The following is a 21,597-nucleotide window of genomic DNA, read 5'->3' on the forward strand; positions in this document are numbered from 1 at the left end:
AGCATCTCGTGCCCCTCGCGGAACACCGTCGCCGACACCTCGAACGTCTCGCCCACCACCGCCTTGGCCGGCCACCGGCCGCACCCCACCACCGGCTGCACGTCCACGATCGGGACGCGCCCCAGCTCGGCCTCCAGCTTCACCTGCATCTGTGCCCGCTCCCGGTGCCGACGGCGATGGTCCTAGGCATCCATGCCCCGTCCGCAAGTCCCGCCCATCGCGAACTCGTCAAGATCATGACAAGAGATTGCCCAAGGCACGGCAATCGGGACGAGCGGGAGCGGATCAGCCCCGGACGGGCGTTTCCGCGGCGCGCATCACCGCGCCGATCCCCGCGCCGCTGGTCACGAGCCGCCGGTACTCCGGCTGCCGCAGCTCACCGCCCATGAACGGGTGCGGGTTGCGGTGCACGGCCGGGCTCGGCTCCTCCGCCAGCGCCGCGAAGTGCACCTCGCGCGCGCCGGTCGCCGCGACGACGCGGGCCGCGTTGCGGTCGGTGATGCCGCCGCCCGGCATCACGACGATGCGGTCCCCGGCCCGCCGCACCAGCTCGGCGATCAGCGGCGCGCCCTCGAGCGCGCTGACGTCCTGCCCGGACGTCAGTACCCGGTCGACACCGAGCTCGACGAGCGTCTCCAGGGTGGCGAACGGGTCGGCGGCCATGTCGAACGCGCGGTGGAACGTCACCGGCAGCCCGCCCGCCGCGGCGATGAGCCGCTCCACGACCGGCCGGTCGACCTCGCCGTCCGGCGTCAGCGCGCCGATGACGACCCCGTGCGCCCCCGCCTCCCGGACGAGCGCCACGTCGTGCTCCATCGCGGCGACCTCGTGCTCGTCGAAGATGAAGTCGCCGCCGCGCGGCCGGATGATGACGTGCACGCGGATGGACGAGACCGCGGCGAGCGCGGCGCGGACCGTCCCGAGCGTCGGGGTCAGCCCTCCCTCGAACAGGGCCGCGCACAGCTCCACGCGGTCGGCGCCCGCCTTCTCGGCGGCCACCGCGCCCGCGACGCCGTCGATGCAGATCTCGTAGGTGAGGCTCACTGACTTCCTTCCGAAACGGTGCGGATCTCCCCGACCCGGCGGCCTCCGCCGAGGACCGGGACGGTGCCCAGCGCGGCGGCCGGGGCGATGTCGGCGCCGAGCGCGGCGAGCGCGCTCAGCGCCACGGCGGTGGTGGCGCGGGGGCTGCCGTCGATGACCTTCACCGCGACGGCGTGGCCCTGCGCGGTGGCCGCGACGAGCACGCCCTCCGCGCCGCCCTTGGCGACCGAGCCGGGCAGCGCCCGCATGAACTCGGTGTTGACGTGCCCGGTCCCGCCGACGTACTCGGGGTGGGCGCGCATGGCGTCGGCGACCGCGCGGCACGGGCCGTCCTGCGCGCGGACGAGCGACGCCGCGGCGCGCGCGAGGCCGGTGAGGGTGAGGCCGAACAGGGGCGCGCCGCAGCCGTCCACCGCCACGGGGGACGGGTCCTCGCCCGAGCAGTCGGCCATCGTCCGCCGCACGAGCCGCTGCAGCGGGTGCTCGGGGTCGAGGTAGGTGCCGGTCGGCCAGCCCGCCGCGGCGCACGCGGCGAGCATCGCGGCGTGCTTGCCCGAGCAGTTCATCCGCTCGCGTGACTCGCCTTCCCCGGCGCGGATCAGCGCGGCCTTCGTCGGCTCGTCCTCCGGCCAGGACGGCGGGCACCGCAGCGCGCCGGCGTCCAGCCCGGCGTCGCCGAGGATCGCCTCGACGGTCTTCAGGTGGAAGTCCTCGCCGGTGTGGCTGCCCGCCGCGATCGCGAGCCGCTCGCCGGACAGCGGCGCGCCCGCCGCCAGGCACGCGGCCGCCTGGAACGGCTTGGTCGTCGAGCGCGGCAGGACGGTCTCCTCCGGGTTCCCGCGGATGTGCGCGAGGGAGCCGTCCGGGGCGATCCCGGCGACGCTGCCGTAGTGGAGGCTCTCGGCGAAGCCGTTCCGCACGACCTCCGCCAGCACTTCGTACATCGATCTCCTCAGCTCGTCTTCACCACGGGGGCGCCCGGCGCGGCCGCGCGGACGGCGCGGGACGGCCGGGTCCGCTGCCGCGCCTCGAGCGTCCGCGCGATCTTCGACAGCGTCGCGTTCACCACCAGGTAGATCAGCGCGACGATCAGGTAGGTCTGGATGAGCAGGTGGTTGTAGTTCGCCAGGACCTTGCCGCTGTAGAGCAGCTCGGCGTAGCTGACGACGTACCCGAGCGAGGTGTCCTTCAGCAGCCCCGCCGACTGGCTGACCAGTGACGGCAGCACCCGGCGGGCCGCCTGCGGCAGGACGATCAGCCGCATCGCGCGGCCGCGGGTCAGCCCGACCGCGAGGCCCGCCTCGAGCTGGCCCCGCTCCACCGACCGGATGCCGGCCCGGAAGATCTCCGCGAACGCCGCCGCGTTCGACACCGCCAGCGGCACGACGAGCTTCCAGAACAGCGGCATGTTCACCCCGTACCGGGGCAGCGCGAACAGCACCACGTACACCAGCAGCAGCGCCGGGATCGTCCGGACGACCTCGACGTACGCGGTCGCGGGCCACCGCAGCCACCGGGACGGCGACGTCCGGCCGAGCGCCAGCACGACGCCGCCCGCCATGGCGAGGGCGATCGCGACGGCGGCGGCCTTCGCCGTGGACAGCAGCCCGTCGAGGAGGTACCGCCACATCGGCCACGTCCCGAACGGCTCCCAGCGTTCGGCGGCGAGCTGCCCGTTCTCGGCGAACTGCCGCAGCGCCAGCGCGACGAGGGCCGCACCGATCAGCAGCGACCCGGCGGTGGTGATCCGGATGCGGCGCCGGGCGCGCGGCCCCGGATCGTCGAACAGCAGGCGCGAGGTGGGGGAGGAACTCATCGCAGGATCGCCAGCTTCCGTTCGAGTGCCCCGGTGACCAGCCCGAACACGGCCGACAGCGCCATGTAGAGCAGGCCCGCGGTCACGAAGATGTAGATCGGCTGGGCTTCGGCCAGGTTGACCCGGTTCGCGGCGGCGGTCAGTTCCACGACGCCGACCGCCGCCGCCATCGCCGTGTTCATCAGCGTCATGATCGCGATGGTGCCGAGCGGCTGGATCGCCGTCCGCAGCGCCTGCGGCAGCACGACCAGCCGCAGCGACTGGACGAACGTCAGCCCGAGCGCCCGCGCGGCCTCGCCCTGCCCGGCGGGCACCGCGTTGATGCCCGACCGGATCGCCTCGGCCATGTACGCCCCCTGGTAGAGGGCGATCACGACGACCGCGCTGGTGAACAGCCCGGCCATGACGCCGATCTCCGGCAGCCCGAACACCGCGATGACGAGCCACACCAGCAGCGGGATGTTCTGCAGCGTCTCGACGTAGGCCATTCCGGCGGCGCGCAGCACGCGCACCGGGCTGACCCGCATCGCGGCCACGACGATCCCGGCGGCGAGCGCGCCGGCGAGCGCCAGCAGCGTCAGCTCGACGGTCAGCAGCAGCCCGTCGCCGAACTCCGAGAGGTGGTCGGTGATGACGTTCATGGCAGGGCCTTTTTCACTGGGGTCTCGGCGGGCGGGCGGTCAGGAGCCGGGCACGGACCCGATCGCGGGCGGCTCGGGCGCCTCGCCCTCGACGACCGTCCCGATCGAGTTCTTCCAGACCTTCGCCCACAGGCCCGACTTCTGGATCTCGCGCAGCCAGTCGTTGACGAACGTCTTGAACTGCTCGTCGCCGTGCTTCAGGCCGATCCCGTACGGGTCGGTGGTGAACGGCTCGCCCTGGATCTTGATCGAGGTGTCCTCCTTCGCGGTGGCGAGCAGGACGGCCTGGTCCTGGACGTAGGCGACGCCGCGGCCCTGCTTGAGCGCCTGGACGCACTCGGGGTCGCTGCCGAACGTGACGATCTTCGCGTCCGGTGCGGCCTTCTCGATCGCCGGGATCGCCGGGGTGTTCGCGCCCGCGATGACCGTCTTGCCGTTCAGGTCCGCCGGGGTTTTGATGCCGGTCTCGTCCGCCTTGGTGGCGATGACGAGGCCGGAGCTGTAGTACGGGCCCGCGAACGCGACCTTCTCGGCGCGCTCGGGCGTGATGCTGTAGGTCTGCAGGACCACGTCGACGGTGCCGTTGGAGATCAGCGCCTCGCGGGTCTCCGACGCCGAGTTGACGATCTTCACCTTGGGCTCGCCGATGATGTACTTCGCGAGCAGCTTCCCGAAGTCGGCGTCCAGGCCCTCGACCTGGCCGCTGACCGGGTTCTGCTGGGACAGCAGCGGCGCGTCGAGCGAACCGCCGACCAGCAGCTCCCCGCGCTCCTTGATCTTCGCCATCGTGGAGCCGGCCGGGATGTTCTCGGCGACCGGCGCGGACGCCAGCAGGTCGTCGGTCTTGCCGCCGCCGGAGCCCGGGACGGCCGGGTCGGAGGAGTCGCCGCAGGCCGCGAGGCCCGTCAGCGTCAGCGCGGCGACCGCGGCCACCGCCGCCCGCCGCATCCCCGCAGGGAAACGCACCATGATCGTGAACCTTTCTCGGAGGCGCGCGGGAGCGCGCCGGAATGGTGTCGCTAGTGGCTGAGGACCTTGGCCAGGAAGTCCCTGGCCCGGTCGCTGGCGGGGGAGTCGAAGAACTCGGACGGCTTCCCGGACTCGACGACCTCGCCGTCCGCCATGAACACGACGCGGTCGGCGACCTTGCGGGCGAACCCCATCTCGTGGGTGACGACGACCATCGTCATGCCGTCGCGGGCCAGGCCCGTCATGACGTCCAGGACCTCGCCGACCATCTCGGGGTCGAGCGCGGAGGTCGGCTCGTCGAACAGCATCGCCTTCGGCCGCATCGCGAGCGCGCGGGCGATCGCGGCGCGCTGCTGCTGCCCGCCGGACAGCTGCGCGGGGAGCTTGCCGGCCTGCTCGCCGATCCCGACGCGGTCGAGCAGTTCGCGCGCGGTCCGCTCGGCCTCCTCACGGGAGGCGCCCCGGACCTTCGTCGGCCCGAGCGTCAGGTTCTGCAGGACGGTCTTGTGCTGGAACAGGTTGAACGACTGGAACACCATGCCGACGTCCGCGCGGAGCTTCGCCAGCGCGCGACCCTCGGCGGGCAGCTCGCGGCCGTCGATCCGCACGCTTCCGCCGTCCGGCGTCTCCAGCCGGTTCAGGCACCGGCAGAGCGTGGACTTCCCGGACCCGGACGGGCCGATCACCACGACGACCTCGCCCTTGCCCACGTCCAGATCCACGTCGCGCAGCGCGACGTGGTCGCCGAAGCGCTTCTGGAGGCCGCGAACCTCGATCATTCCGTCACCTACGATCCAACTTCCTTCGATATCGAAGCCAAGCAGGAAGATAGAACGTCAAATCGACGTAAGTCAATGCGTTGCTGTACCAAGTTCGCGCATGCTATCTATCTGGGGTGCGCAACAGCAGAGACGACGGACCGGCGGCCCTCCTGCGGCTGGTGGCCACCGGTCAGGCGGAATCGCGGGCCGAGCTCGCCCGGCTCTCCGGCCTCGCCGCCTCCAGCGTCTCGCTGCGGGTCGAGCAGCTCCTCGACGCCGGGCTCTTCGCCGAGGAGGGCGCCGGGGCCTCGCGCGGGGGCCGGCGGCCCCGGCGCCTCCGGCTCGCCCGGCAGGCCGGCGTCTTCCTGGTCGCCGACCTCGGCGCGCACCACGCCCGGCTCGCCGTCGCCGACCTGGCCGGCACGCCCCTCGCGCTCTCCGACCTGACCTGCGACATCGCGGTCGGCCCCGAGAAGACGCTCACCGACGTCATCGACGCGCTCCGCGCGCTCGCCCGCGCGCACGGCTTCGGCGACGTCCCGGTCCGCGGCGCCGGCATCGGGCTGCCCGGCCCCGTCGACCCCGCCACCGGCCAGGTCGTCTCGCCCTCCCGGATGCCGGGCTGGAACGACTTCCCGGTGCGCGAGTTCGTCACCGCGCAGGCGGGCGTCCCCGCCCTGGTCGAGAACGACGCCAACCTCATGGCCGTCGGGGAGCACCGGCACTCGCGGCCCGCCTGCGACAACCTCATGGTGATCAAGCTGGGCAGCGGCATCGGCTGCGGCGTCATCGTGGACGGCCGGCTGCACCGCGGGCGCGGCGCCGCCGGCGACATCAGCCACGTGCGCATCCTGTCCGAGGCCACCGTCGACTGCTCCTGCGGCCACCCCGACTGCCTGGAGGCGCACGCGAGCGGCGCCGCCCTCATCGCCGCGCTCGCCGAACAGGGCATCGCCGTCGACCATCCGGCGCAGATCGTCGACCTCGTCGCCGACGGCGTCCCGCAGGCGACCAGCGCCGTCCGCACCGCGGGCCGCCTCATCGGCGACGTCCTCACCGCGCTGGTGAACTTCTTCAACCCCGACGCCCTGATCATCGGCGGCAGCCTGTCGAACGCCGAACCGCTCGTCGCGACGGTCCGCGGCGTCATCTACGAGCGCTGCCTGCCGCTCGCCACCCGCAACCTCGAGATCGACACCTCCGCCGCGGGCCGCGACGCGAGCATCCTCGGCGCAGGGCACCTGCTGCTCGAGGCGTCCGACGGCTGGATCGGCCGCGCCCTCGACCGCTAGGGCCGGGCGGGCGCCAGCGCCTCCCGCGCCGTCGCGAGGTCCGGGGCGATCGCGACCCGCCGCTGCAGCCCCGCGATCTCGCTGATCCGCCGGACGACCCCGCGCGACGGCAGCACGACCCACATCGGCACGCCCAGTTCCGTCGCCCGCATCTGCGAGCGGAGGACGACGTTGAGCCCGCTCGAGTCGCAGAACGCGCAGTCGCTCAGGTCGATGATCAGTGCCGGAACGCCGGAGTCGAGCAGCGCGGCGGCCTGTCCGAGGATCGCCGCGGCGTTGCCGAGATCGACCTCGGCCGGGAACGTCAGCGTCCCGCAGTCCTCGGTGCTCTCCACACGCGCAACTCCAAGTTCCATGCGTCGCCCCAGACGTCCGTGACCTCGACCGAATGACAGCGGGGGTGCGTCACCTGTGACTGTAAGCGGCGTAACTGGACGAAACCTGAAAGAGGAGGTCAAGTCTGCGTTGGCGATCACCCATAATCACGAGGATCCCGTTAAGAAGAAGTTTGTTGTTAGATGTGAAGCTTGTGCAGAAAGCGTGGATCGTCGGCCTTGTCGCCGCGTTCACCGCGTGCTGCTACCCTCGCGCCGGACGGGAGGACGATGAGCGAACCGGTGGTCATCGACGGCGGCGACCGCGCCTGCGTGCGCCTGCTCCTGGAGCTCCGCGGCCGCCTCGCGGACCTGCCCGCCGGCACGATCGTCCATCTCATGGCGACCGACCCGGCGGCCCCCATCGACCTCCCCGCGTGGTGCCACCTGACCGGGCACGCCTACCTGGGGCCGCTGGACGACGCCCCCACCCCCACCTACGCCCTCCGCGTGACGGAGAACGCCGTCCCCACCCACCCGAAGTCCCCCTGGCGGACGGGCTAGCGATCCGGCCCCAGGGGCGTGCGGGTGTGACGGTGCCGCGGCGGCGTGCGAAGCTGGACGGGTGACCGCCGAAGAGGAACGGGACGGGGTCCGGCTGACGAACCTCGACCAGCCGCTGTTCCCGGGGGCCGAGGCGAGCAAGCGCGACCTGGTCGACTACCTCGACGCGCTCGCGGACCGGCTCGTCCCGCAGTTCGCCGGCCGCCCGCTGTCGGTGGTCCGCGTCCTGCGCGGCCAGAAGCCGTTCATGCAGAAGAACCTCCCCAAGTACACGCCCGACTGGGTGCGGCGCGTGACGCTGTGGGCGGAGTCGTCGCGGCGGGAGGTGTCGTACGCGCTCTGCGAGGACCGCCGGACGCTGCTGTGGTTCGCCAACCAGCGCGCCGTGGAGTACCACCCGCCCCTGATGCGCGTGGACGCCCCCGACCGTCCGACGCACCTGGTGCTCGACATCGACCCGCCCGAGGGCGGCGGGTTCGCCGTCGCCGCGCGGGCCGCGCACCTGGTCCGCCGGGCCCTGGCCGACTCGGGGCTGGCGGGCGCCGTCAAGACGAGCGGCGCCAAGGGCGTGCACGTGTTCGCGCCGCTCGACGGCCGCACCCCCGTGGAGGACGTCGCCGCCGCGACGCGGGCCCTCGCCGCCCGCGCCGAACGCCTCGACCCCGCGCTCGCCACCACCGCGTTCATCCGCGACGACCGCGCGGGCCGCGTGTTCCTCGACTCCACGCGGGCGGGGACCGGGACGGTCGCCGCCGCCTACAGTCCGCGCGTCCGCCCCGGCACCCCCGTGTCCTTCCCGGTGCCGTGGGACGACCTGGACGCCGTCGACCCGAGGGCGTTCACCCTCCGCGCGGCGCGGGAGCTGATCGGCGACGGCGACCCGTGGGCCGCGGCGATGCCCGCCCCGCAGAGCCTGCCCGCCGACCTGGTCGAGGAGGGACGCGCGATCCCGGTCGCCCGCGTCCAGGCGATGCACGAGGGCAGACGCCGGGCCCGCGCCCGCCGCGCCGGCGGCTGAACCTCGCGGCGGGTCAGGGGAGGCGGCGGCGGATCTTGCGGGCGCCGCGGCGGATGGGGGACGGCTGCAGGTGCGGCTCCGCGAACGCGAGGGCGGCCTCGGCGCCCGCGGCGGCGGTCTCCTCGGGCGTCGGGGCGCGGGACCCGTCGCGTTCGGGGGCGTAGGCGAGGTCGTCGATGTCGCCGATGACGGCGGCGCCCGTGCCGGGCAGCGCGGCGACGTCCGCGGCGGCCCAGGCCGCGACCCGCTCGCGCCACTCGGGCGGCACCACGACCCGGCCGCCGCGCCGGTCGCGGGTCTGGAACCGTTCGATGACCAGTTGCCGGACCCGGTCGGCGGCGCCGCCGCTCCAGGACCGCTCCCGCATCGCGTCGTTGAGCCCCGCCACGACCAGGGTCTCGGGCGCCGTCAGGCCGGTGTGCGCGAGCCCCTCCTCCCGGACGGGCGGGAGGTGCGCGAGGTCGGGCAGGCCGATCGCCTGGGCGAACCGGCGCCAGAGCAGCTCGGGCGGGCGTCCGGGCGAGGTGACCACGCTGACCCGGGACGCCCCGGCGGCGGCCCAGCGCCGGACGAGCCCGCTCAGCGCGAACGCCCGCCAGATGTGCGCGTCGAGTTCGTTCTCGACATGGTCGGGACCCTTGTCGCGGTGCGCGGCGAGGCCCGTGAGGTAGCCGCCGAAGGTGGTGCTGCGGCCGTTGCGGATGTGCTGCTGCCAGAGGGACGGGAGGGCGCGGCCCAGGCTGCGGGCCGTGACGACGACCTCGACGTCGCCGGTGCCGAGCGCGTCCAGCAGCCGCCCGGCGGCGGGGGCGCGCACGACCGACAGGGCCTCGGCCGACAGCAGCACCGTCCCGGGCGACTCGCGCACGTCGTCGCGCAGGGCCTCCCAGCCGGGCGCCTCCCGCGCCGCGCGCCCCTCCGACACCCACGGGTACTCGGTGCCGAGCAGCCCGTAGCTCGACCATTCGTGGTTGGCGACGGTCCGGCGTCCACGTTCCCAGTCCGGCGGGATCGGGTAGCGGACGCCCGCGTCCGCGAGCGTTCCGGCGTTGCTCTGGAGCATGTGCTGCAGGAAGGTCGTGCCCGACTTCTGCAGGCCGATGTGCAGGATCAGCTTGGACGCCACGGACAACTCCCTCGCGGAGACGGCGACGGCAATACTGGCACCCGGACGGGCGGCGTCGTCCGGGAGGGTGCGGAGCCGCGGGAACACCGCCGGCCCTGCGTCCGGCGATGAATCCCCACGTCGGGGCAGGTCTCCATGTGGAGACGCCGCAACGAGGAGGCAACGATGGTCGCCAAGGGTTTCACCACGTGCCTGTGGTTCGACGGGCAGGCGGAAGAGGCCGCCGAGCACTACGTGTCGATCTTCAAGGACTCCAGGATCGGCCAGATCATGCGCGCCCCGGAGGGCACCCCGGGCGCCACGCCGGGCCAGGTCCTGACGGTCGAGTTCGAGGCCAACGGGCACAAGTTCGTCGGGCTGAACGGCGGTCCGCTGTTCGAGTTCAACGAGTCCATCTCCTTCGAGATCCGCTGCGCGGACCAGGAGGAGGTCGACTACTACTGGAGCCGGCTGCTCGAGGGCGGCGGCGAGGAGGGCCAGTGCGGCTGGCTCAAGGACAGGTTCGGGGTGTCCTGGCAGGTCACCCCGGAGGAGCTGATCCAGATGTTCCTCGACCCCGACCCGGTGAAGACCGCCCGCGTGAACCAGGCGATGATGTCGATGCGCAAGCTCGACCTCGCCGCGCTGCGGAAGGCGTACGCCGGACAGTGACCGCCCGCGGGGCCGCGGCGCGCGTCCGCCCCGGGGCCCGGCCCGGGACGGACGCGGATCCCGCTCAGCCCTCGATGACGCCGCCGCCCAGCAGGCCGAACAGCAGCAGGCCGATCACCACGCGGTAGATCACGAACGACGTGAACGAGTGGCTGGCCACGAACTTGAGCAGCCACGCGATCGAGGCGTACGCGACGATGAACGACACGACGGTGCCCACGAGCAGCGGCAGCACGCTGTTGCCGGTGCCGAGCGCGCCCGGAAGCTGGTAGAGGCCCGCGCCGGTGAGCGCGGGGATCCCCATGAAGAACGACAGCCGGGTCGCGGCGACCCGGTCGAGGCCGAGCAGCAGCCCGGTCGAGATCGTCGCGCCCGACCGGGAGAACCCGGCGAACAGCATCGCGAGGATCTGCGACGAGCCGACCAGCATCGCGTCCTTGAAGTCGGTGTCGTCCTCGCCGCGCTTGTGCCGGCCGTACCGGTCGGCGAGCCACATCACGACGCTGCCGACGATCAGCGACCCGGCGACCACCCACAGCGACGCGAGCGGCCCCTCGATCAGCGGTTCGGCGGCGAGCCCGACGGCCACCACCGGGACGGTGGCGAAGATGATCCACCACCCGAACTTGTAGTCGTGGTGGTACCGCTCGGACGGTTTGACGAGCCCCGTCCCCCAGGCCCTCACGATGCGGAGGATGTCCTTGAAGAAGTACACCAGGACGGCGGCGATCGCCCCCACCTGGATCACGGCGGTGAAGCCCACGACCGACTCGTCGTCCACCGGGATGCCCATCAGCCCCTCGGTGATCTTGAGGTGGCCGGTTGAGGACACCGGCAGGAATTCGGTCAGGCCCTCCACGATGCCGAGGACGATGGCCTGGCCTACGCTGATCGCGCTCACGTGACTCGTTTTTCCCTCTCATGCCCGGTTACGCGCCGTGAGCCTATCGCCGCCGTACGGGCGAAACCCGCATATCGGCCACGCGTTATCCCACCGGCCACCGGCTGTTCACCCATTGGACGACGGCTCATTACGCCTCGATCAATCGACGGTCAAGCATAAATGCCGCCGAACCGGCGGCCCCGTCCGCTTATCATGCTCGCGTGTCGCTCGCTCTGGCTCGTTCCCGCGCCGTTCGCAGGGAATGGAGCACGCCGCGCTGGCTAATGACCATGCTGGCCTTTTCTGTAGGTATGGCCCTATTGTTCTGGATCGCCGCGACGAGCGTGCTCGTCGGCGGGCGGTCCGCGGTGGAATCCGCGCGGGAAAAGGGCGTTCCCGCGTACGTCGGCGCCCGGACGGCCCACGCCGCGCTGTCGGACGCCGACCGGGCCGCATGGCAGAGCTTCCGGTCGGGGGCCGCGCAGCTCACCGGCCCCGGGCAGCGGTTCCGCGACGACATCACCACCGCGGGCGACGGCCTCTCCCGGATCGCCGAGGTCGACGTCGGCGGCGAGGCCGGGCGCGACCTGCTGCGGTCGGTGAACGCGCAGGTCGTGACGTACCAGGGGCTCGTCGAGCAGGCGGACGCCACGTACCGCAAGGGACTGGAGGAGCTCGGCTACGCCTACCTCACCTACGCGTCGCGGATGCTGCACGCCGAGGGCGGGCTCCTCGACCGCATCGACGAGATCGCCGAACGCGACCGGCGCGCCGTCGAGGAGCGGCACGGGTCGGTGTGGGTGTCCGACGCCGCGGTGGCGGCCGTCTGCGCGCTCGCCGCCGCGCTCCTCGCCGTCCTCGGGTACGTCCAGCTCGCGATGGCCCGGCGCTTCCGCCGCGTGCTCAACCTTCCGCTGCTGGCCGCGTCCGTCCTGCTGATCGGCCTGACGGCGTGGGTCGCGGCCGTGTTCCTGCGGGCCGGCGACTCCTTCGCCGCCGCGTCCGAACGGGCCCTGCCCGCGTTCGACCGGACGATCCAGGGGCAGATCGCCGCGGCCGACACGGGCGCACGGGCGCTGCGGGACGACCGGCCCGCCCCGGCCGGGGGCGGGCTCGATCTCGCGGCGGCCGAACGCGCGCAGCGCCCGCTGACGGCCCGCCTCGGCGGCGCCGCCGACACCGGCGGGCTCGTCGCAGGGCTCCCGGCGGGCACCGCGGCCGTCGCGGGCCTCGCCGCGCTCGGGATCTGGCTCCGGCTCCGCGAATACCGGAGGTGACCGTGCGCTCCCTGCCCGCCCGTGTCCTGCCCGCCCGTGTCCTGTGCGCCCTCGTCCTGCTGTGCGCGTCCGCGCTCACCGCCTGCGGCGGCCCCGGAGGCGACCGGACGGTCACCGTGCTGGGCTCGTGGACGGGCGCGGAACGCGAGGCGTTCGGCGCGATGCTGGCCGAGTTCGAGCGGGAGACCGGCATCGACGTGAAGTACACCGGCACCCGCGACGCCCGCGCCGTGCTGGCCAGCGAACTGCACGACGGGCACCCGCCCGACACCGCCGTGCTCGCCAACCCCGGCGACCTGCGCGCCTACGCCGCCGACGGCCACCTGCATCCGGTCGGCTCCGCGTCGCGGGGGATCGCCGCCGAGGCGACCACCGCCGCCGGTCCGGACGGCGCCCGCCGCCCGTACGGGATCGTCCTCAAGGCGTCGGTGAAGAGCCTCATCTGGTACGCCCCGGACACGCTGCCCGGCGGGCTCGCCGAACGCCTGCGCGACCCGTCCCTCACCTGGGACGACCTCGCCGCCGCTGTGTCCGGGACGGACGCCGCCCCGTGGTGCCTCGGCCTCGAGGACACCTCGCAGTCCGGCTGGCCCGGCACCGACTGGATCGAGGACCTCCTGCTGCACCTGTCCGGCCCGGAGGCCTACGACGCGTGGGTGTCCGGCAGGCTCGCCTGGACGTCGCCCGAGGTGCGGCGCGCGTGGGAGGAGTTCGGGGCCGTCGTGCGGGGCGCGCACGGCGGGAACGGCGGCATCCTGCTCACCGGCTACGGCGAGGCGGGGCACGGGATGTTCGCCGACCCGCCCGGCTGCCGCCTCGACCACGCCGGCTCCTTCATCCCCGCCTTCTACGCGCAGGCCGACGGGCGCCCGCGGCCCGGCCGCGACTTCGACTTCGTGCCGTTCCCGGGCCGGGGCACCGTCGCGATCGGCGGCGACCTGCTCGGCATGTTCCGCGACACGCCCGCCGCCCGCCGGCTCGTCGCGTACCTGACGTCGGAGGAGGCGCAGCGCACCTGGGTCGAGCGGGCCGGGTCCGGGGCGTACTCCCTCAACCGGGATATCCCGCCGGGCGACTACCCGGACGACGTCTCCCGGCGCGTCGCCGCACTCCTCGCCGGCGCGGAGACCGTGCGGTTCGACGCGTCCGACTCCATGCCGGGCGTCATGGCGGCGGCGTTCAACCACGCCGTCCTCGAGTACGCCGCCGACCCGGCGGACGAGCGCCTCGACGCGATCCTCGCCGCGCTGGACAAGGTCCGCCGCACCGCCTGACCGATCCGCCGCGCCGCCCGGCCGGCCCGCCGCGCCGCCCGGCCGGGGCGTGCCGCTAGGTGCGCGGCGCGGTGCGCAGGGCGGCGTTCTCCACGCGGATCCGCGTCCGCAGCAGCGCGAGGTTCACGACCGTGAACAGCGTCGCCGTCAGCCAGGCGGTGTGGACGAGCGGCAGCGCGATCCCCTCGGCGACGACCGCCGCGTAGTTCGGGTGCGGCATCACCCGGTAGGGGCCCCGGGCGACCGGCGGCAGCCCCGGCACGATCACCACCCGGGTGTTCCACCGCCGGCCCAGCGTCGCGATGCACCACCAGCGCAGCCCCTGCGCGAGGACGGCGACCGCCAGCATCGGCCAGCCCAGCGCCGGGACGAACGGGCGGCCGAGCAGCCACACCTCCAGCGGCGCCCCGGCCAGCAGCCCCGCGTGCACCGCGACGATCACCGGGTAGTGGCCCCGCCCGTGCTCCACCCCGCCGAGGCTCCGCGCCCACGCCAGGTTCCGCCGCGCGACGACCAGCTCGGCCAGGCGTTCCAGCGCGACGAGGCCGATGAGCAGCGCGAACCAGGTCACCGGATCACCAGCGCAGCAGGACGAGCTCGGCGGAGAACCCGGGGCCGAGCGCCATCAGGACGCCCGGGACGCCCGCGGCCGGCCGCCGCTCGGCGATCGTCCGCTCCAGCACGTTCAGCACCGACACCGACGACAGGTTCCCCGCGTGCCGCAGCGACGCCCACGTGAGGTCCAGCTCGCCGCCGTCCAGCCCGAGCACCTCGCCGATCTTCTCGATCACCTTGGGGCCGCCGGGATGGCACACCCACGACGGCACCGCGTCCCGGGACAGCCCGTGGTCGCGCAGGAAGGCGTCCACGTCCCCGGCGAGCTCCTTCTCCACGAGATCGACGAGGTCGGCGGCCAGCACGATCCGGAAGCCGTGCGCGCCGACCTCCCAGCCCATCAGCCGCCGGGTGTCCGGGTACAGGCGGCTGCGGGACGCCACGACCCGCGGGCCCGCGGCGCCGTCGGGCGGCCGGCCGGCCGTGCGGTCGTCGCCGAGCGCGACGGCCGCCGCCGCGCCGTCCCCGAACAGGCCGCTGCCGACGAGGTTGGGCGCGGTGACGTCGCCGCGCTGGACGGTCAGCGAGCACAGCTCCACGCACACCAGCAGGGCCGCGCCGTCCGGGCGGCCCCGCAGGTGGTCGTTCACGCGGGCGAGGCCCGCCGCCCCGGCGGCGCAGCCGAGCCCGAACACCGGCACCCGCACGACGTCCTCGCGCAGCCCGGCGCGCTGCGCGATCGTCGCGTCCAGCGACGGCGTCGCCACCCCGGTGGACGAGCAGAACAGCAGGTGGTCGATGTCGGACGGGTCGAGCCCGGCGGCGTCGAGCGCGGCGCGGGCCGCGCGCTCGCCGAGGTCGAGCGCGCGGTCGATGTAGGCGTCGTTCGCGGCGGTGAAGTCGGCGAGCCGGTCGTACTCCTCGATCGGCAGCGCCAGGTTGCGGCCGCCGACCTGCGTGTTGGCGTGGAACCGGGCGAGCAGCCGGGGGTCGGCGTCCGTCCGGGCCGCCACGGCCTCGGTGATCTCGTGCTGCGCGTAGCGGTGCTCCGGCAGCACGGTCCGCACTGCGGCGATCCGCATGGCCGTCTCCCCTCAGAAGTCGCCGGGACCGTGCCGGTGTCCGCCGGTGCGTCCGCGGCCGCCGCGCTAGTCGTGCTTGCGGCCGGGCATGTTCTCGTACATCTCGGTCAGCTTCTGGCGGAAGCCCCGCGCGGCGATGCCGACCTTCTCCGGGTCCTTGATGCCGGCCTTGACGGCCTTCTTCGCCTGCATCTTCATGATGTGCGGCGGGATCGGCGCGATCTCGTTGTCCACGACGAACTCCAGGACGACGGGGCGGTCGCTCGCCAGCGCCTCCTGCCACGCGCTCGTGACCTTCTTGGGCTCGTCGCAGTAGATGCCCTTCAGGCCGCACAGCTCCGCGTACTTCGCGTAAGGGAAGTCGGGGATGTACTGGGAGCCCTCGTACTTCGGGTCGCCGCCCATCGCCCGCTGCTCCCAGGTGACCTGGTTGAGGTCCTGGTTGTTGAAGACGCAGAAGATCAGCGGCGGGGAGCCGCCCATCCGGTCGGCGTACCGCTTGACCGTGAGCATCTCGTTCATGCCGTTCATCTGGAACGCGCCGTCGCCGACGAACGCGATGACCGGGCGGTCCGGGAACGCGAACCGCGCGGCGATCGCGTAGGGGACGCCGGGGCCCATCGTCGCCAGGGTCCCCGACAGCGACGCCTTCATGCCGTCGCGGAGCTTGATGTGCCGGGCCCACCAGTTGGTGCCCGAACCGGAGTCGGCGGTGAGGATGGTCCCGTCCGGCAGCAGCGGGGACAGCTCGTGGGCGACCGCCTGCGGGTTGATCTTGCCTTCGAAGGACTGCCCGGCCCGCTTCTCCATCACGGTGTTCCAGGAGCGGACGTTCTCCTCGATCTGCTCCCGCCAGGACCGGTCCTCCTTGCGCCGCAGCAGCGGGATCAGCTCGCGGAGCGTCTCCTTGGCGTCGCCGACGACGTGCGCGTCCATCGGGTACCGGATCCCGATCATGCGGCCGTCGATGTCGATCTCGACGCCGCGGCAGCTGCCCTCGTCCGGGAGCCACTCCGCGTAGGGGAAGCTGGTGCCGATCATGAACAGCGTGTCGCAGTTCATCATCATCTCGTCGCTGGCCTTCGAGCCGAGCAGCCCGATGGGCCCGGTGACGAACGGCAGGTCGTCCGGCAGGACCTCGCGGCCGAGCAGCGCCTTGGCGACCCCGGCGCCGAGCAGCTCGGCGGCCTCGACGACTTCGTCGCGGGCGTTCGCCGCGCCCTGCCCGATGAGGATCGCGACCCGCTCGCCCTCGTTGAGGATGTCGGCGGCCTTGCGCAGCTCGTCATGGTTCGGGAGCACGCGCGGCTGGCTCCACCCGACGCTGGAGTAGACCGAGCCGTGCTCCTTCGGCGGCGACGGCATCGCCTCGGATTCCTGGACGTCCTCCGGGATGATGATCGTCGCGACGCCCCGCGTGGTCAGCGCCGTCTTGAACGCCCGGTCGATCACGTGCCGGACCTGCCCCGGGTGCATGACGATCTGGCAGAACTCGGAAACGTCGGAGAACAGGTTCTCCAGGTTCACTTCCTGCTGGTAATGGGTGCCCTGAGCGAGCCGCTTCTGCTGCCCGACGATCGCGACGACCGGCTGGTGGTCCAGCTTCGCGTCGTACAGGCCGTTCAGCAGGTGGATCGCCCCCGGACCCGAGGTCGCCACGCAGCAGCCGACCTCGCCGGTGAACTTCGCGTGGGCGCACGCCATGAACGCGGCCATCTCTTCATGGCGCGTCTGGATGAACTCCGGGTTCCCTTTCGCGCGGTCGAACGCGCCCAGCATGCCATTGATGCCGTCGCCCGGATATCCGTAGACCCGCTTGACGTCCCACTCGGTCAGGCGGTGAAGGACATAGTCGGCTACTTGCTGGGCCATGGTCTTCTTCTCTCCCGATCGATGATTCTCGCCCCGTGTTCCACCTCCCGAGTCCCCGGGAAGCGTGCCCCCAAACCAGCGCGGGTTCCGGGATCCGTGTTCGCGCGCGGCGTCCCGTTTCGGGCCTCGCCGCAGAGGTAGTTAGAGCCCGTCACCGAGCGGAGCCGAACGGAGGAGTGGCCGATGACCGGGGCGAACGGGGCGAAGGCCGGGTCCGTCGTGCCCGTCGAGGACGTGCGGGTGCACGCGTTCACGGTGCCGACCGACGGCCCGGACGGGGTCGAGGAGGACGGCACGCTGCGCTGGGACTCGACCACGATGGTGCTCGTCGAGGCGGACGCGGGCGGGCGGACCGGGGTCGGCTACACCTACGGCGACGTGTCGCTCGCCGCGTTCATCGAGTCGAAGCTCGCGTCGATCGTCCGGGAGCGCGACGCCCTCGCGCCCGCCGCCGCGTGGCACGCCATGTTCGCCGCGATCCGCAACGCCGGACGGCCCGGCCCCGGCGCCATGGCCGTGTCGGCGGTGGACGCCGCGCTGTGGGACCTCAAGGCGCGGCTGCTCGGCCTGCCGCTGTACCGGGTGCTGCCCGCGTTCCACGACGAGGTCCCCGTCTACGGCAGCGGCGGCTTCACGAACTACCCGCTCGACCGGCTCGCCGGGCAGCTCGCCGACTGGGTGGAGCGCGGCATCCCCCGGGTGAAGCTGAAGGTCGCGCGCGAGCCCGGACGCGACCCCGAGCGGCTCACGGCCGTCCGGGACGCGATCGGGCCGGGCGCCGAGCTGTACGCCGACGCCAACGGGGCGCTGACCCGCAAGGACGCCCTGTACTGGGCGCACCGCCTGGCCGAGGAGTGGGACGTGCGATGGTTGGAGGAGCCGGTGAGCTCCGACGACGTCGCCGGGCTGCGGCTGCTCCGCGACCGGGGGCCGGGAGGGCTGGAGATCGCGGCCGGCGAGTACGGGTTCCTCCTCGGCGACTTCACCGGGCTGCTGGACGGCGCCGTCGACTGCCTGCAGGCCGACGTGACCCGCTGCGGCGGCGTCACCGGCGTCCTGCAGGTCGCCGGGCTCGCGGCGGCGCACCGCGTCGACCTGTCCGCGCACTGCGCCCCGGCCCTGTCGGCGCAGGCGTTCTGCGGCGTCGAGCGGCTCCGCCACCTGGAGTACTTCCACGACCACGTGCGCGTCGAGGACATCGTCTTCGACGGCACGCTCAGCCCGGCGGGCGGCGCGCTGCGGCCCGCCCCGGACCGTCCCGGCTTCGGCCTCGCCGTCAAATGGGCCGACGCGGAGCCGTACCGGGTGCACGGCGCCCGCCCCTGACCGGGCGCCCCCCGCACGCCCCGAACCGCCCGCCCCCCGACCCTCACCCGAACGAGACGAAGGACCGCGCAGATGGCCACGAAGACCCAGCAGGTGCCGGAGAAGAGCGTCCCGTCGATGCCGGGACCGCCCCGCGGACGGACGACGATCGCCGTCGGTCGGCTCGCGAAGGCGCTCGCCAAGGCCGTCGAGGGCGAGGTGAGGTTCGACGACGGGTCCCGCGCCCTCTACGCCAACGACGCGTCCAACTTCCGGCAGGTGCCGATCGGCGTCGTGATCCCGAAGACGCTCGACGACGTCGTCGCCGTGCACCGGATCTGCCGCGAGTTCGGCGCGCCGATCCTCAACCGCGGCGGCGGGACGAGCCTGTCGGGGGAGACCGTGAACTACGCGGTCGTCATCGACCACTCCAAGTACCTCACGAAGATCGGCGAGGTGGACGCCGAGGCGCGCACCGTCACCTGCGAGACCGGGGTGATCAACGAGGAGCTGAACCGGCACACCGGGAAGTGGAACCTGGTGTTCGGCCCCGACCCCTCCTCCCACTCGCGCTGCGTCATCGGCGGGAACATCGGCAACAACTCGTGCGGCATCCACTCGGTCCAGTCGCAGCTGTACGGGCCGGGGCCGCGCACGTCCGACAACCTGCGCGCGATGGAGATCGTCACCTACGGCGGCGACCGGTTCTGGGTCGGGACGAACGAGGAGGAGCACCTCGACGACATCATCGCCGCCGGGGGACCCAAGGGCGAGATCTACGCCCGGCTGCGCGACCTGCGCGACCGGTACGCCGACGCGATCCGCGCCGGGTTCCCGTCCGTCGCGGAGATGCCGCGCCGCGTGTCCGGCTTCAACCTGGACGAGCTGCTGCCGGAGAACGGGTTCAACGTCGCCCGCGCGCTGACCGGCACCGAGAGCACCTGCGTCACCGTCCTGCGCGCCGAGCTGCTGCTGACGCCGGCGTTGCTGCGGCGCACGCTCGTCGTCGTGGAGTACGAGGAGCTCGCCGAGGCCGCCGCGGAGTGCGGCGAGATCATCGAGCGGTTCCGCCCGATCGGGCTGGAGGCCCTCGACGACCGGCTCATCGAGGACCAGCGGCTGCAGGACATCAACGTCGCCGACATCGAGGAGCTGCCCCGGCAGGGCGGCGCGGCCTGGCTCCTGGTCCAGTTCGGCGCCGACACCACGGAGGAGTCCGTCGCGACGGCGGAGGGGTTCGTCCGCTGGCTGACGGACGAACGCGGGTACGCGCGGGACCGGGTCGCGCTGGTCGGCAGCGCGCAGGAGGGCGGCCGCGCCGGCAACCTGTGGGCGATCCGCGAGGCCGGGCTCGGCTCGACCGCGTTCCCGCCCGGCCAGGACCACTGGCCCGGCTGGGAGGACTCCGCCGTCCCGCCGTCCCGCATCGGCGACTACATCCCGGCGCTGCGCCGCGTCATGGACCGGCACGGCATCACCGGCGCCATGTACGGGCATTTCGGGCAGGGGTGCATCCACTCGCGGATGAGCTTCAACCTGCGCACCGCGGAGGGCATCGCGACGTACCGGGCGTTCATGCAGGACGCGGCCGACCTCGTCGCGTCGTTCGGGGGTTCGCTGTCGGGCGAGCACGGCGACGGGCAGCAGCGCGGCGAGCTGCTGGAACGCCAGTACGGTTCCGAGCTGGTGCGGGCGATGCGCGAGTTCAAGCGCATCTGGGACCCCGAGGGCAAGATGAATCCGGGCAAGGTGGTCGACGCGTACCGGATGGACGAGGACCTGCGGCTCGGCACCGGCTACAACCCGCCGCGCCCGGAGGTGAAGTTCGCCTACAAGGAGGACCACGGCGACTTCGCCCACGCCGCGCTGCGCTGCGTCGGCATCGGCGAGTGCCGCGTCCCGCAGGCGACCAACACCATGTGCCCCAGCTACCAGGTGACCCGGGAGGAGAAGCACACCACGCGCGGGCGGGCCCGGCTGCTGTTCGAGATGCTGCAGGGCGAGGTCGTCACCGACGGCTGGCAGTCCAAGGAGGTCGCCGAGTCCCTCGACCTGTGCCTCGCCTGCAAGGGCTGCACGAACGACTGCCCGGTCAACGTCGACATACCGACCTACAAGGCCGAGTTCCTGCACCACCACTACAAGTCGGCGCGGCGGTGGCGTCCCCGGTACGCGTACGCGTTCGGGTTCATCGACCAGGCGGCGCGCATGGCGTCCCGGATGCCGGAGGTCGCCAACCTCGCCACCCACACGCCGGGGCTGGCGCGGCTCGCCAAGCTCGTCGCCGGGATCGACGGGCGCCGCCCGCTGCCGACGTTCGCCCCCATGACCCTGCAGGAGTGGTTCCGGCGGCGCGGCGGCTCCGCGAACCCCGGCGGGCGGCAGGTCGTCCTGTTCCCCGACACCTTCAACAACCACTTCCACACCGACGTCGGGGTGGCGTGCGTGGAGGCGATCGAGGCGGCCGGGTGGCGGGTCGTCATGCCCGAGGAGCACGTCTGCTGCGGCCGGCCGCTCTACGACTACGGGTTCCTCGACGCCGCCGAACGGTACCTGCACCGCGTCCTGGACGTGCTGCGCCCGTACGTCCGGTCCGGTACGCCGATCGTCGGGATGGAGCCGAGCTGCCTCGCCGTCTTCAAGGACGAGCTGACCAAGCTGCTCCCGCACGACGACGACGCGGAGCGGCTCGCGCAGAACGCCCGCCACTTCGCCGAGTTCTTCACCGAGTTCGGCATCGACCCGCCGCGCATGGGGGACGGCGAGGCACTGCTGTGGGGGCACTGCCATCAGCGCGCGACGGGCGGCATGTCCGCCGACGCGGAGCTGCTCCGGGCGATGGGCCTCGACACCGAGGACCTGAAGGGCGGCTGCTGCGGCCTCGCCGGGTCGTGGGGGTTCGAGAACGGCAAGTACGACATCTCGATGGACTGCGGCGAGCAGAAGATCCTGCCCGCCGTGCGCGCCGCCGGCGCGTCGACGCACGTCGTCGCGAACGGGTTCTCCTGCAAGACGCAGATCGAGGACGCCGGGACGGGACGGCGCGCGCTGCACCTCGCGCAAGTGATGGGGGTCGCGCGCGGCGCCGACGTGAAGGCCGTCTTCCGGCGGCCCGCGCCGCCGGGGCGCCGCCGCGGCGCGCGCGTCGCCGCC

21 protein-coding genes are annotated in these 21,597 nt (G+C 73.1%); 8 read left to right on the forward strand and 13 right to left on the reverse strand.

Annotated elements, in window-relative coordinates:
* From ACFQ11_RS31590 to ACFQ11_RS31620, 7 genes are all read right to left on the reverse strand, one after another.
* The coding region (locus tag ACFQ11_RS31590; protein WP_378305401.1) for a maltotransferase domain-containing protein at positions 1 to 149 on the reverse strand (149 nt) is incomplete at its 3' end.
* A gap of 136 nt (positions 150 to 285) precedes the next feature.
* A complete protein-coding gene (locus tag ACFQ11_RS31595) occupies positions 286 to 1,044 on the reverse strand; it encodes a copper homeostasis protein CutC (RefSeq protein ID WP_378305363.1) in 759 nt (252 codons plus the stop codon).
* Positions 1,041 to 1,988 carry an asparaginase gene (locus ACFQ11_RS31600; protein ID WP_378305365.1) on the reverse strand — a complete coding sequence of 316 codons (948 nt, stop codon included), beginning with the start codon at positions 1,986 to 1,988 and terminating at the stop codon, positions 1,041 to 1,043. Before ACFQ11_RS31600 ends, ACFQ11_RS31595 begins: the two co-directional genes overlap by 4 nt.
* An 8-nt stretch (positions 1,989 to 1,996) precedes the next feature.
* Positions 1,997 to 2,860, reverse strand: coding sequence for an amino acid ABC transporter permease (locus tag ACFQ11_RS31605; RefSeq protein WP_378305367.1), 864 nt, complete (start codon positions 2,858 to 2,860; stop codon positions 1,997 to 1,999).
* A complete protein-coding gene (locus tag ACFQ11_RS31610) occupies positions 2,857 to 3,501 on the reverse strand; it encodes an amino acid ABC transporter permease (RefSeq protein ID WP_026404553.1) in 645 nt (214 codons plus the stop codon). Before ACFQ11_RS31610 ends, ACFQ11_RS31605 begins: the two co-directional genes overlap by 4 nt.
* A gap of 39 nt (positions 3,502 to 3,540) precedes the next feature.
* Positions 3,541 to 4,470, reverse strand: a complete 930-nt coding sequence (locus ACFQ11_RS31615) for a glutamate ABC transporter substrate-binding protein (RefSeq protein WP_378305370.1) — start codon at positions 4,468 to 4,470, stop codon at positions 3,541 to 3,543.
* A gap of 50 nt (positions 4,471 to 4,520) precedes the next feature.
* On the reverse strand, positions 4,521 to 5,249 hold the full coding sequence (locus ACFQ11_RS31620) for an amino acid ABC transporter ATP-binding protein (RefSeq protein ID WP_378305372.1): 729 nt from the start codon (positions 5,247 to 5,249) through the stop codon (positions 4,521 to 4,523).
* Between the two features lie 116 nt (positions 5,250 to 5,365).
* Between ACFQ11_RS31620 and ACFQ11_RS31625 the strand changes: the two genes are divergently transcribed.
* Complete coding sequence (locus tag ACFQ11_RS31625) at positions 5,366 to 6,523, forward strand: ROK family protein (RefSeq protein WP_378305374.1); 1,158 nt, start codon at positions 5,366 to 5,368, stop codon at positions 6,521 to 6,523.
* Here ACFQ11_RS31625 and ACFQ11_RS31630 read toward each other — a convergent pair.
* Positions 6,520 to 6,858 carry an STAS domain-containing protein gene (locus ACFQ11_RS31630; protein WP_378305376.1) on the reverse strand — a complete coding sequence of 113 codons (339 nt, stop codon included), beginning with the start codon at positions 6,856 to 6,858 and terminating at the stop codon, positions 6,520 to 6,522. The two genes, ACFQ11_RS31625 and ACFQ11_RS31630, sit on opposite strands and share 4 nt — an antisense overlap.
* Before the next feature lie 270 nt (positions 6,859 to 7,128).
* On the opposite strand from ACFQ11_RS31630, the gene ACFQ11_RS31635 reads away from it, so the two are divergent.
* Together ACFQ11_RS31635 and ACFQ11_RS31640 are read left to right on the forward strand one after the other, a co-directional pair.
* Entirely contained in the window at positions 7,129 to 7,401 is a 273-nt protein-coding gene (locus ACFQ11_RS31635) for a sulfurtransferase TusA family protein (protein WP_378305378.1), read from the forward strand.
* A gap of 61 nt (positions 7,402 to 7,462) precedes the next feature.
* Positions 7,463 to 8,419 carry a DNA polymerase domain-containing protein gene (locus ACFQ11_RS31640; RefSeq protein WP_378305380.1) on the forward strand — a complete coding sequence of 319 codons (957 nt, stop codon included), beginning with the start codon at positions 7,463 to 7,465 and terminating at the stop codon, positions 8,417 to 8,419.
* A 13-nt stretch (positions 8,420 to 8,432) separates the two neighbouring features.
* On the opposite strand, the gene ACFQ11_RS31645 is transcribed toward ACFQ11_RS31640, so the two are convergent.
* Positions 8,433 to 9,545: a hypothetical protein gene (locus ACFQ11_RS31645; RefSeq protein WP_378305382.1), complete on the reverse strand. Its 1,113-nt coding sequence runs from the start codon at positions 9,543 to 9,545 to the stop codon at positions 8,433 to 8,435.
* A 165-nt stretch (positions 9,546 to 9,710) separates the two neighbouring features.
* Here ACFQ11_RS31645 and ACFQ11_RS31650 point away from each other — a divergent pair, with 165 nt between their 5' ends.
* Positions 9,711 to 10,196 carry a VOC family protein gene (locus ACFQ11_RS31650; RefSeq protein WP_378305384.1) on the forward strand — a complete coding sequence of 162 codons (486 nt, stop codon included), beginning with the start codon at positions 9,711 to 9,713 and terminating at the stop codon, positions 10,194 to 10,196.
* A gap of 64 nt (positions 10,197 to 10,260) precedes the next feature.
* Here the strand turns inward: ACFQ11_RS31650 and ACFQ11_RS31655 are convergent, their stop codons facing one another.
* Complete coding sequence (locus tag ACFQ11_RS31655; RefSeq protein ID WP_378305386.1) at positions 10,261 to 11,097, reverse strand: undecaprenyl-diphosphate phosphatase; 837 nt, start codon at positions 11,095 to 11,097, stop codon at positions 10,261 to 10,263.
* 293 nt (positions 11,098 to 11,390) lie between these two features.
* Between ACFQ11_RS31655 and ACFQ11_RS31660 the strand changes: the two genes are divergently transcribed.
* Together ACFQ11_RS31660 and ACFQ11_RS31665 are read left to right on the forward strand one after the other, a co-directional pair.
* The gene (locus tag ACFQ11_RS31660) at positions 11,391 to 12,356 is read left to right on the forward strand and encodes a hypothetical protein (protein ID WP_378305388.1); all 966 of its coding nucleotides are present in this window, start codon (positions 11,391 to 11,393) and stop codon (positions 12,354 to 12,356) included.
* The gene (locus tag ACFQ11_RS31665; protein ID WP_378305390.1) at positions 12,353 to 13,630 is read left to right on the forward strand and encodes an ABC transporter substrate-binding protein; all 1,278 of its coding nucleotides are present in this window, start codon (positions 12,353 to 12,355) and stop codon (positions 13,628 to 13,630) included. Before ACFQ11_RS31660 ends, ACFQ11_RS31665 begins: the two co-directional genes overlap by 4 nt.
* Before the next feature lie 55 nt (positions 13,631 to 13,685).
* Here ACFQ11_RS31665 and ACFQ11_RS31670 read toward each other — a convergent pair whose 3' ends face one another.
* The 3 genes from ACFQ11_RS31670 to ACFQ11_RS31680 all read right to left on the reverse strand — a co-directional run bounded on the left by ACFQ11_RS31670 (position 13,686) and on the right by ACFQ11_RS31680 (position 17,139).
* Positions 13,686 to 14,201 (reverse strand): isoprenylcysteine carboxyl methyltransferase family protein, encoded by a 516-nt coding sequence (locus ACFQ11_RS31670; protein WP_378305392.1) that lies wholly within the window; start codon positions 14,199 to 14,201, stop codon positions 13,686 to 13,688.
* A 4-nt stretch (positions 14,202 to 14,205) separates the two neighbouring features.
* Positions 14,206 to 15,267, reverse strand: a complete 1,062-nt coding sequence (locus tag ACFQ11_RS31675) for a type III polyketide synthase (RefSeq protein WP_378305393.1) — start codon at positions 15,265 to 15,267, stop codon at positions 14,206 to 14,208.
* Positions 15,268 to 15,333: 66 nt separating this feature from the next.
* Positions 15,334 to 17,139: a thiamine pyrophosphate-requiring protein gene (locus ACFQ11_RS31680; RefSeq protein WP_378305395.1), complete on the reverse strand. Its 1,806-nt coding sequence runs from the start codon at positions 17,137 to 17,139 to the stop codon at positions 15,334 to 15,336.
* A gap of 183 nt (positions 17,140 to 17,322) precedes the next feature.
* Between ACFQ11_RS31680 and ACFQ11_RS31685 the strand changes: the two genes are divergently transcribed.
* Both ACFQ11_RS31685 and ACFQ11_RS31690 read left to right on the forward strand, forming a co-directional pair.
* The gene (locus tag ACFQ11_RS31685; RefSeq protein WP_378305397.1) at positions 17,323 to 18,465 is read left to right on the forward strand and encodes an enolase C-terminal domain-like protein; all 1,143 of its coding nucleotides are present in this window, start codon (positions 17,323 to 17,325) and stop codon (positions 18,463 to 18,465) included.
* A 72-nt stretch (positions 18,466 to 18,537) separates the two neighbouring features.
* Positions 18,538 to 21,597 (forward strand): FAD-binding and (Fe-S)-binding domain-containing protein (locus ACFQ11_RS31690; protein ID WP_378305399.1); only part of this gene is annotated, 3,060 nt, incomplete at its 3' end.

Source organism: Actinomadura sediminis (assembly GCF_042675525.1).
GTDB classification, from domain to species: Bacteria; Actinomycetota; Actinomycetes; order Streptosporangiales; family Streptosporangiaceae; genus Spirillospora; species Spirillospora sediminis.

What these genes read in the sequence shown, in the direction of transcription:
- ACFQ11_RS31650 (WP_378305384.1), top strand. Translation starts at nt 9,711, where the DNA reads ATGGTCGCCAAGGGTTTCACCACGTGCCTGTGGTTCGACGGGCAGGCG.
- ACFQ11_RS31660 (WP_378305388.1), top strand. Translation starts at nt 11,391, where the DNA reads ATGGCCCTATTGTTCTGGATCGCCGCGACGAGCGTGCTCGTCGGCGGG.
- ACFQ11_RS31600 (WP_378305365.1), bottom strand. Translation starts at nt 1,988, where the DNA reads ATGTACGAAGTGCTGGCGGAGGTCGTGCGGAACGGCTTCGCCGAGAGC.
- ACFQ11_RS31615 (WP_378305370.1), bottom strand. Translation starts at nt 4,470, where the DNA reads ATGGTGCGTTTCCCTGCGGGGATGCGGCGGGCGGCGGTGGCCGCGGTC.
- ACFQ11_RS31605 (WP_378305367.1), bottom strand. Translation starts at nt 2,860, where the DNA reads ATGAGTTCCTCCCCCACCTCGCGCCTGCTGTTCGACGATCCGGGGCCG.
- ACFQ11_RS31680 (WP_378305395.1), bottom strand. Translation starts at nt 17,139, where the DNA reads ATGGCCCAGCAAGTAGCCGACTATGTCCTTCACCGCCTGACCGAGTGG.
- ACFQ11_RS31635 (WP_378305378.1), top strand. Translation starts at nt 7,129, where the DNA reads ATGAGCGAACCGGTGGTCATCGACGGCGGCGACCGCGCCTGCGTGCGC.
- ACFQ11_RS31675 (WP_378305393.1), bottom strand. Translation starts at nt 15,267, where the DNA reads ATGCGGATCGCCGCAGTGCGGACCGTGCTGCCGGAGCACCGCTACGCG.
- ACFQ11_RS31620 (WP_378305372.1), bottom strand. Translation starts at nt 5,249, where the DNA reads ATGATCGAGGTTCGCGGCCTCCAGAAGCGCTTCGGCGACCACGTCGCG.
- ACFQ11_RS31610 (WP_026404553.1), bottom strand. Translation starts at nt 3,501, where the DNA reads ATGAACGTCATCACCGACCACCTCTCGGAGTTCGGCGACGGGCTGCTG.
- ACFQ11_RS31685 (WP_378305397.1), top strand. Translation starts at nt 17,323, where the DNA reads ATGACCGGGGCGAACGGGGCGAAGGCCGGGTCCGTCGTGCCCGTCGAG.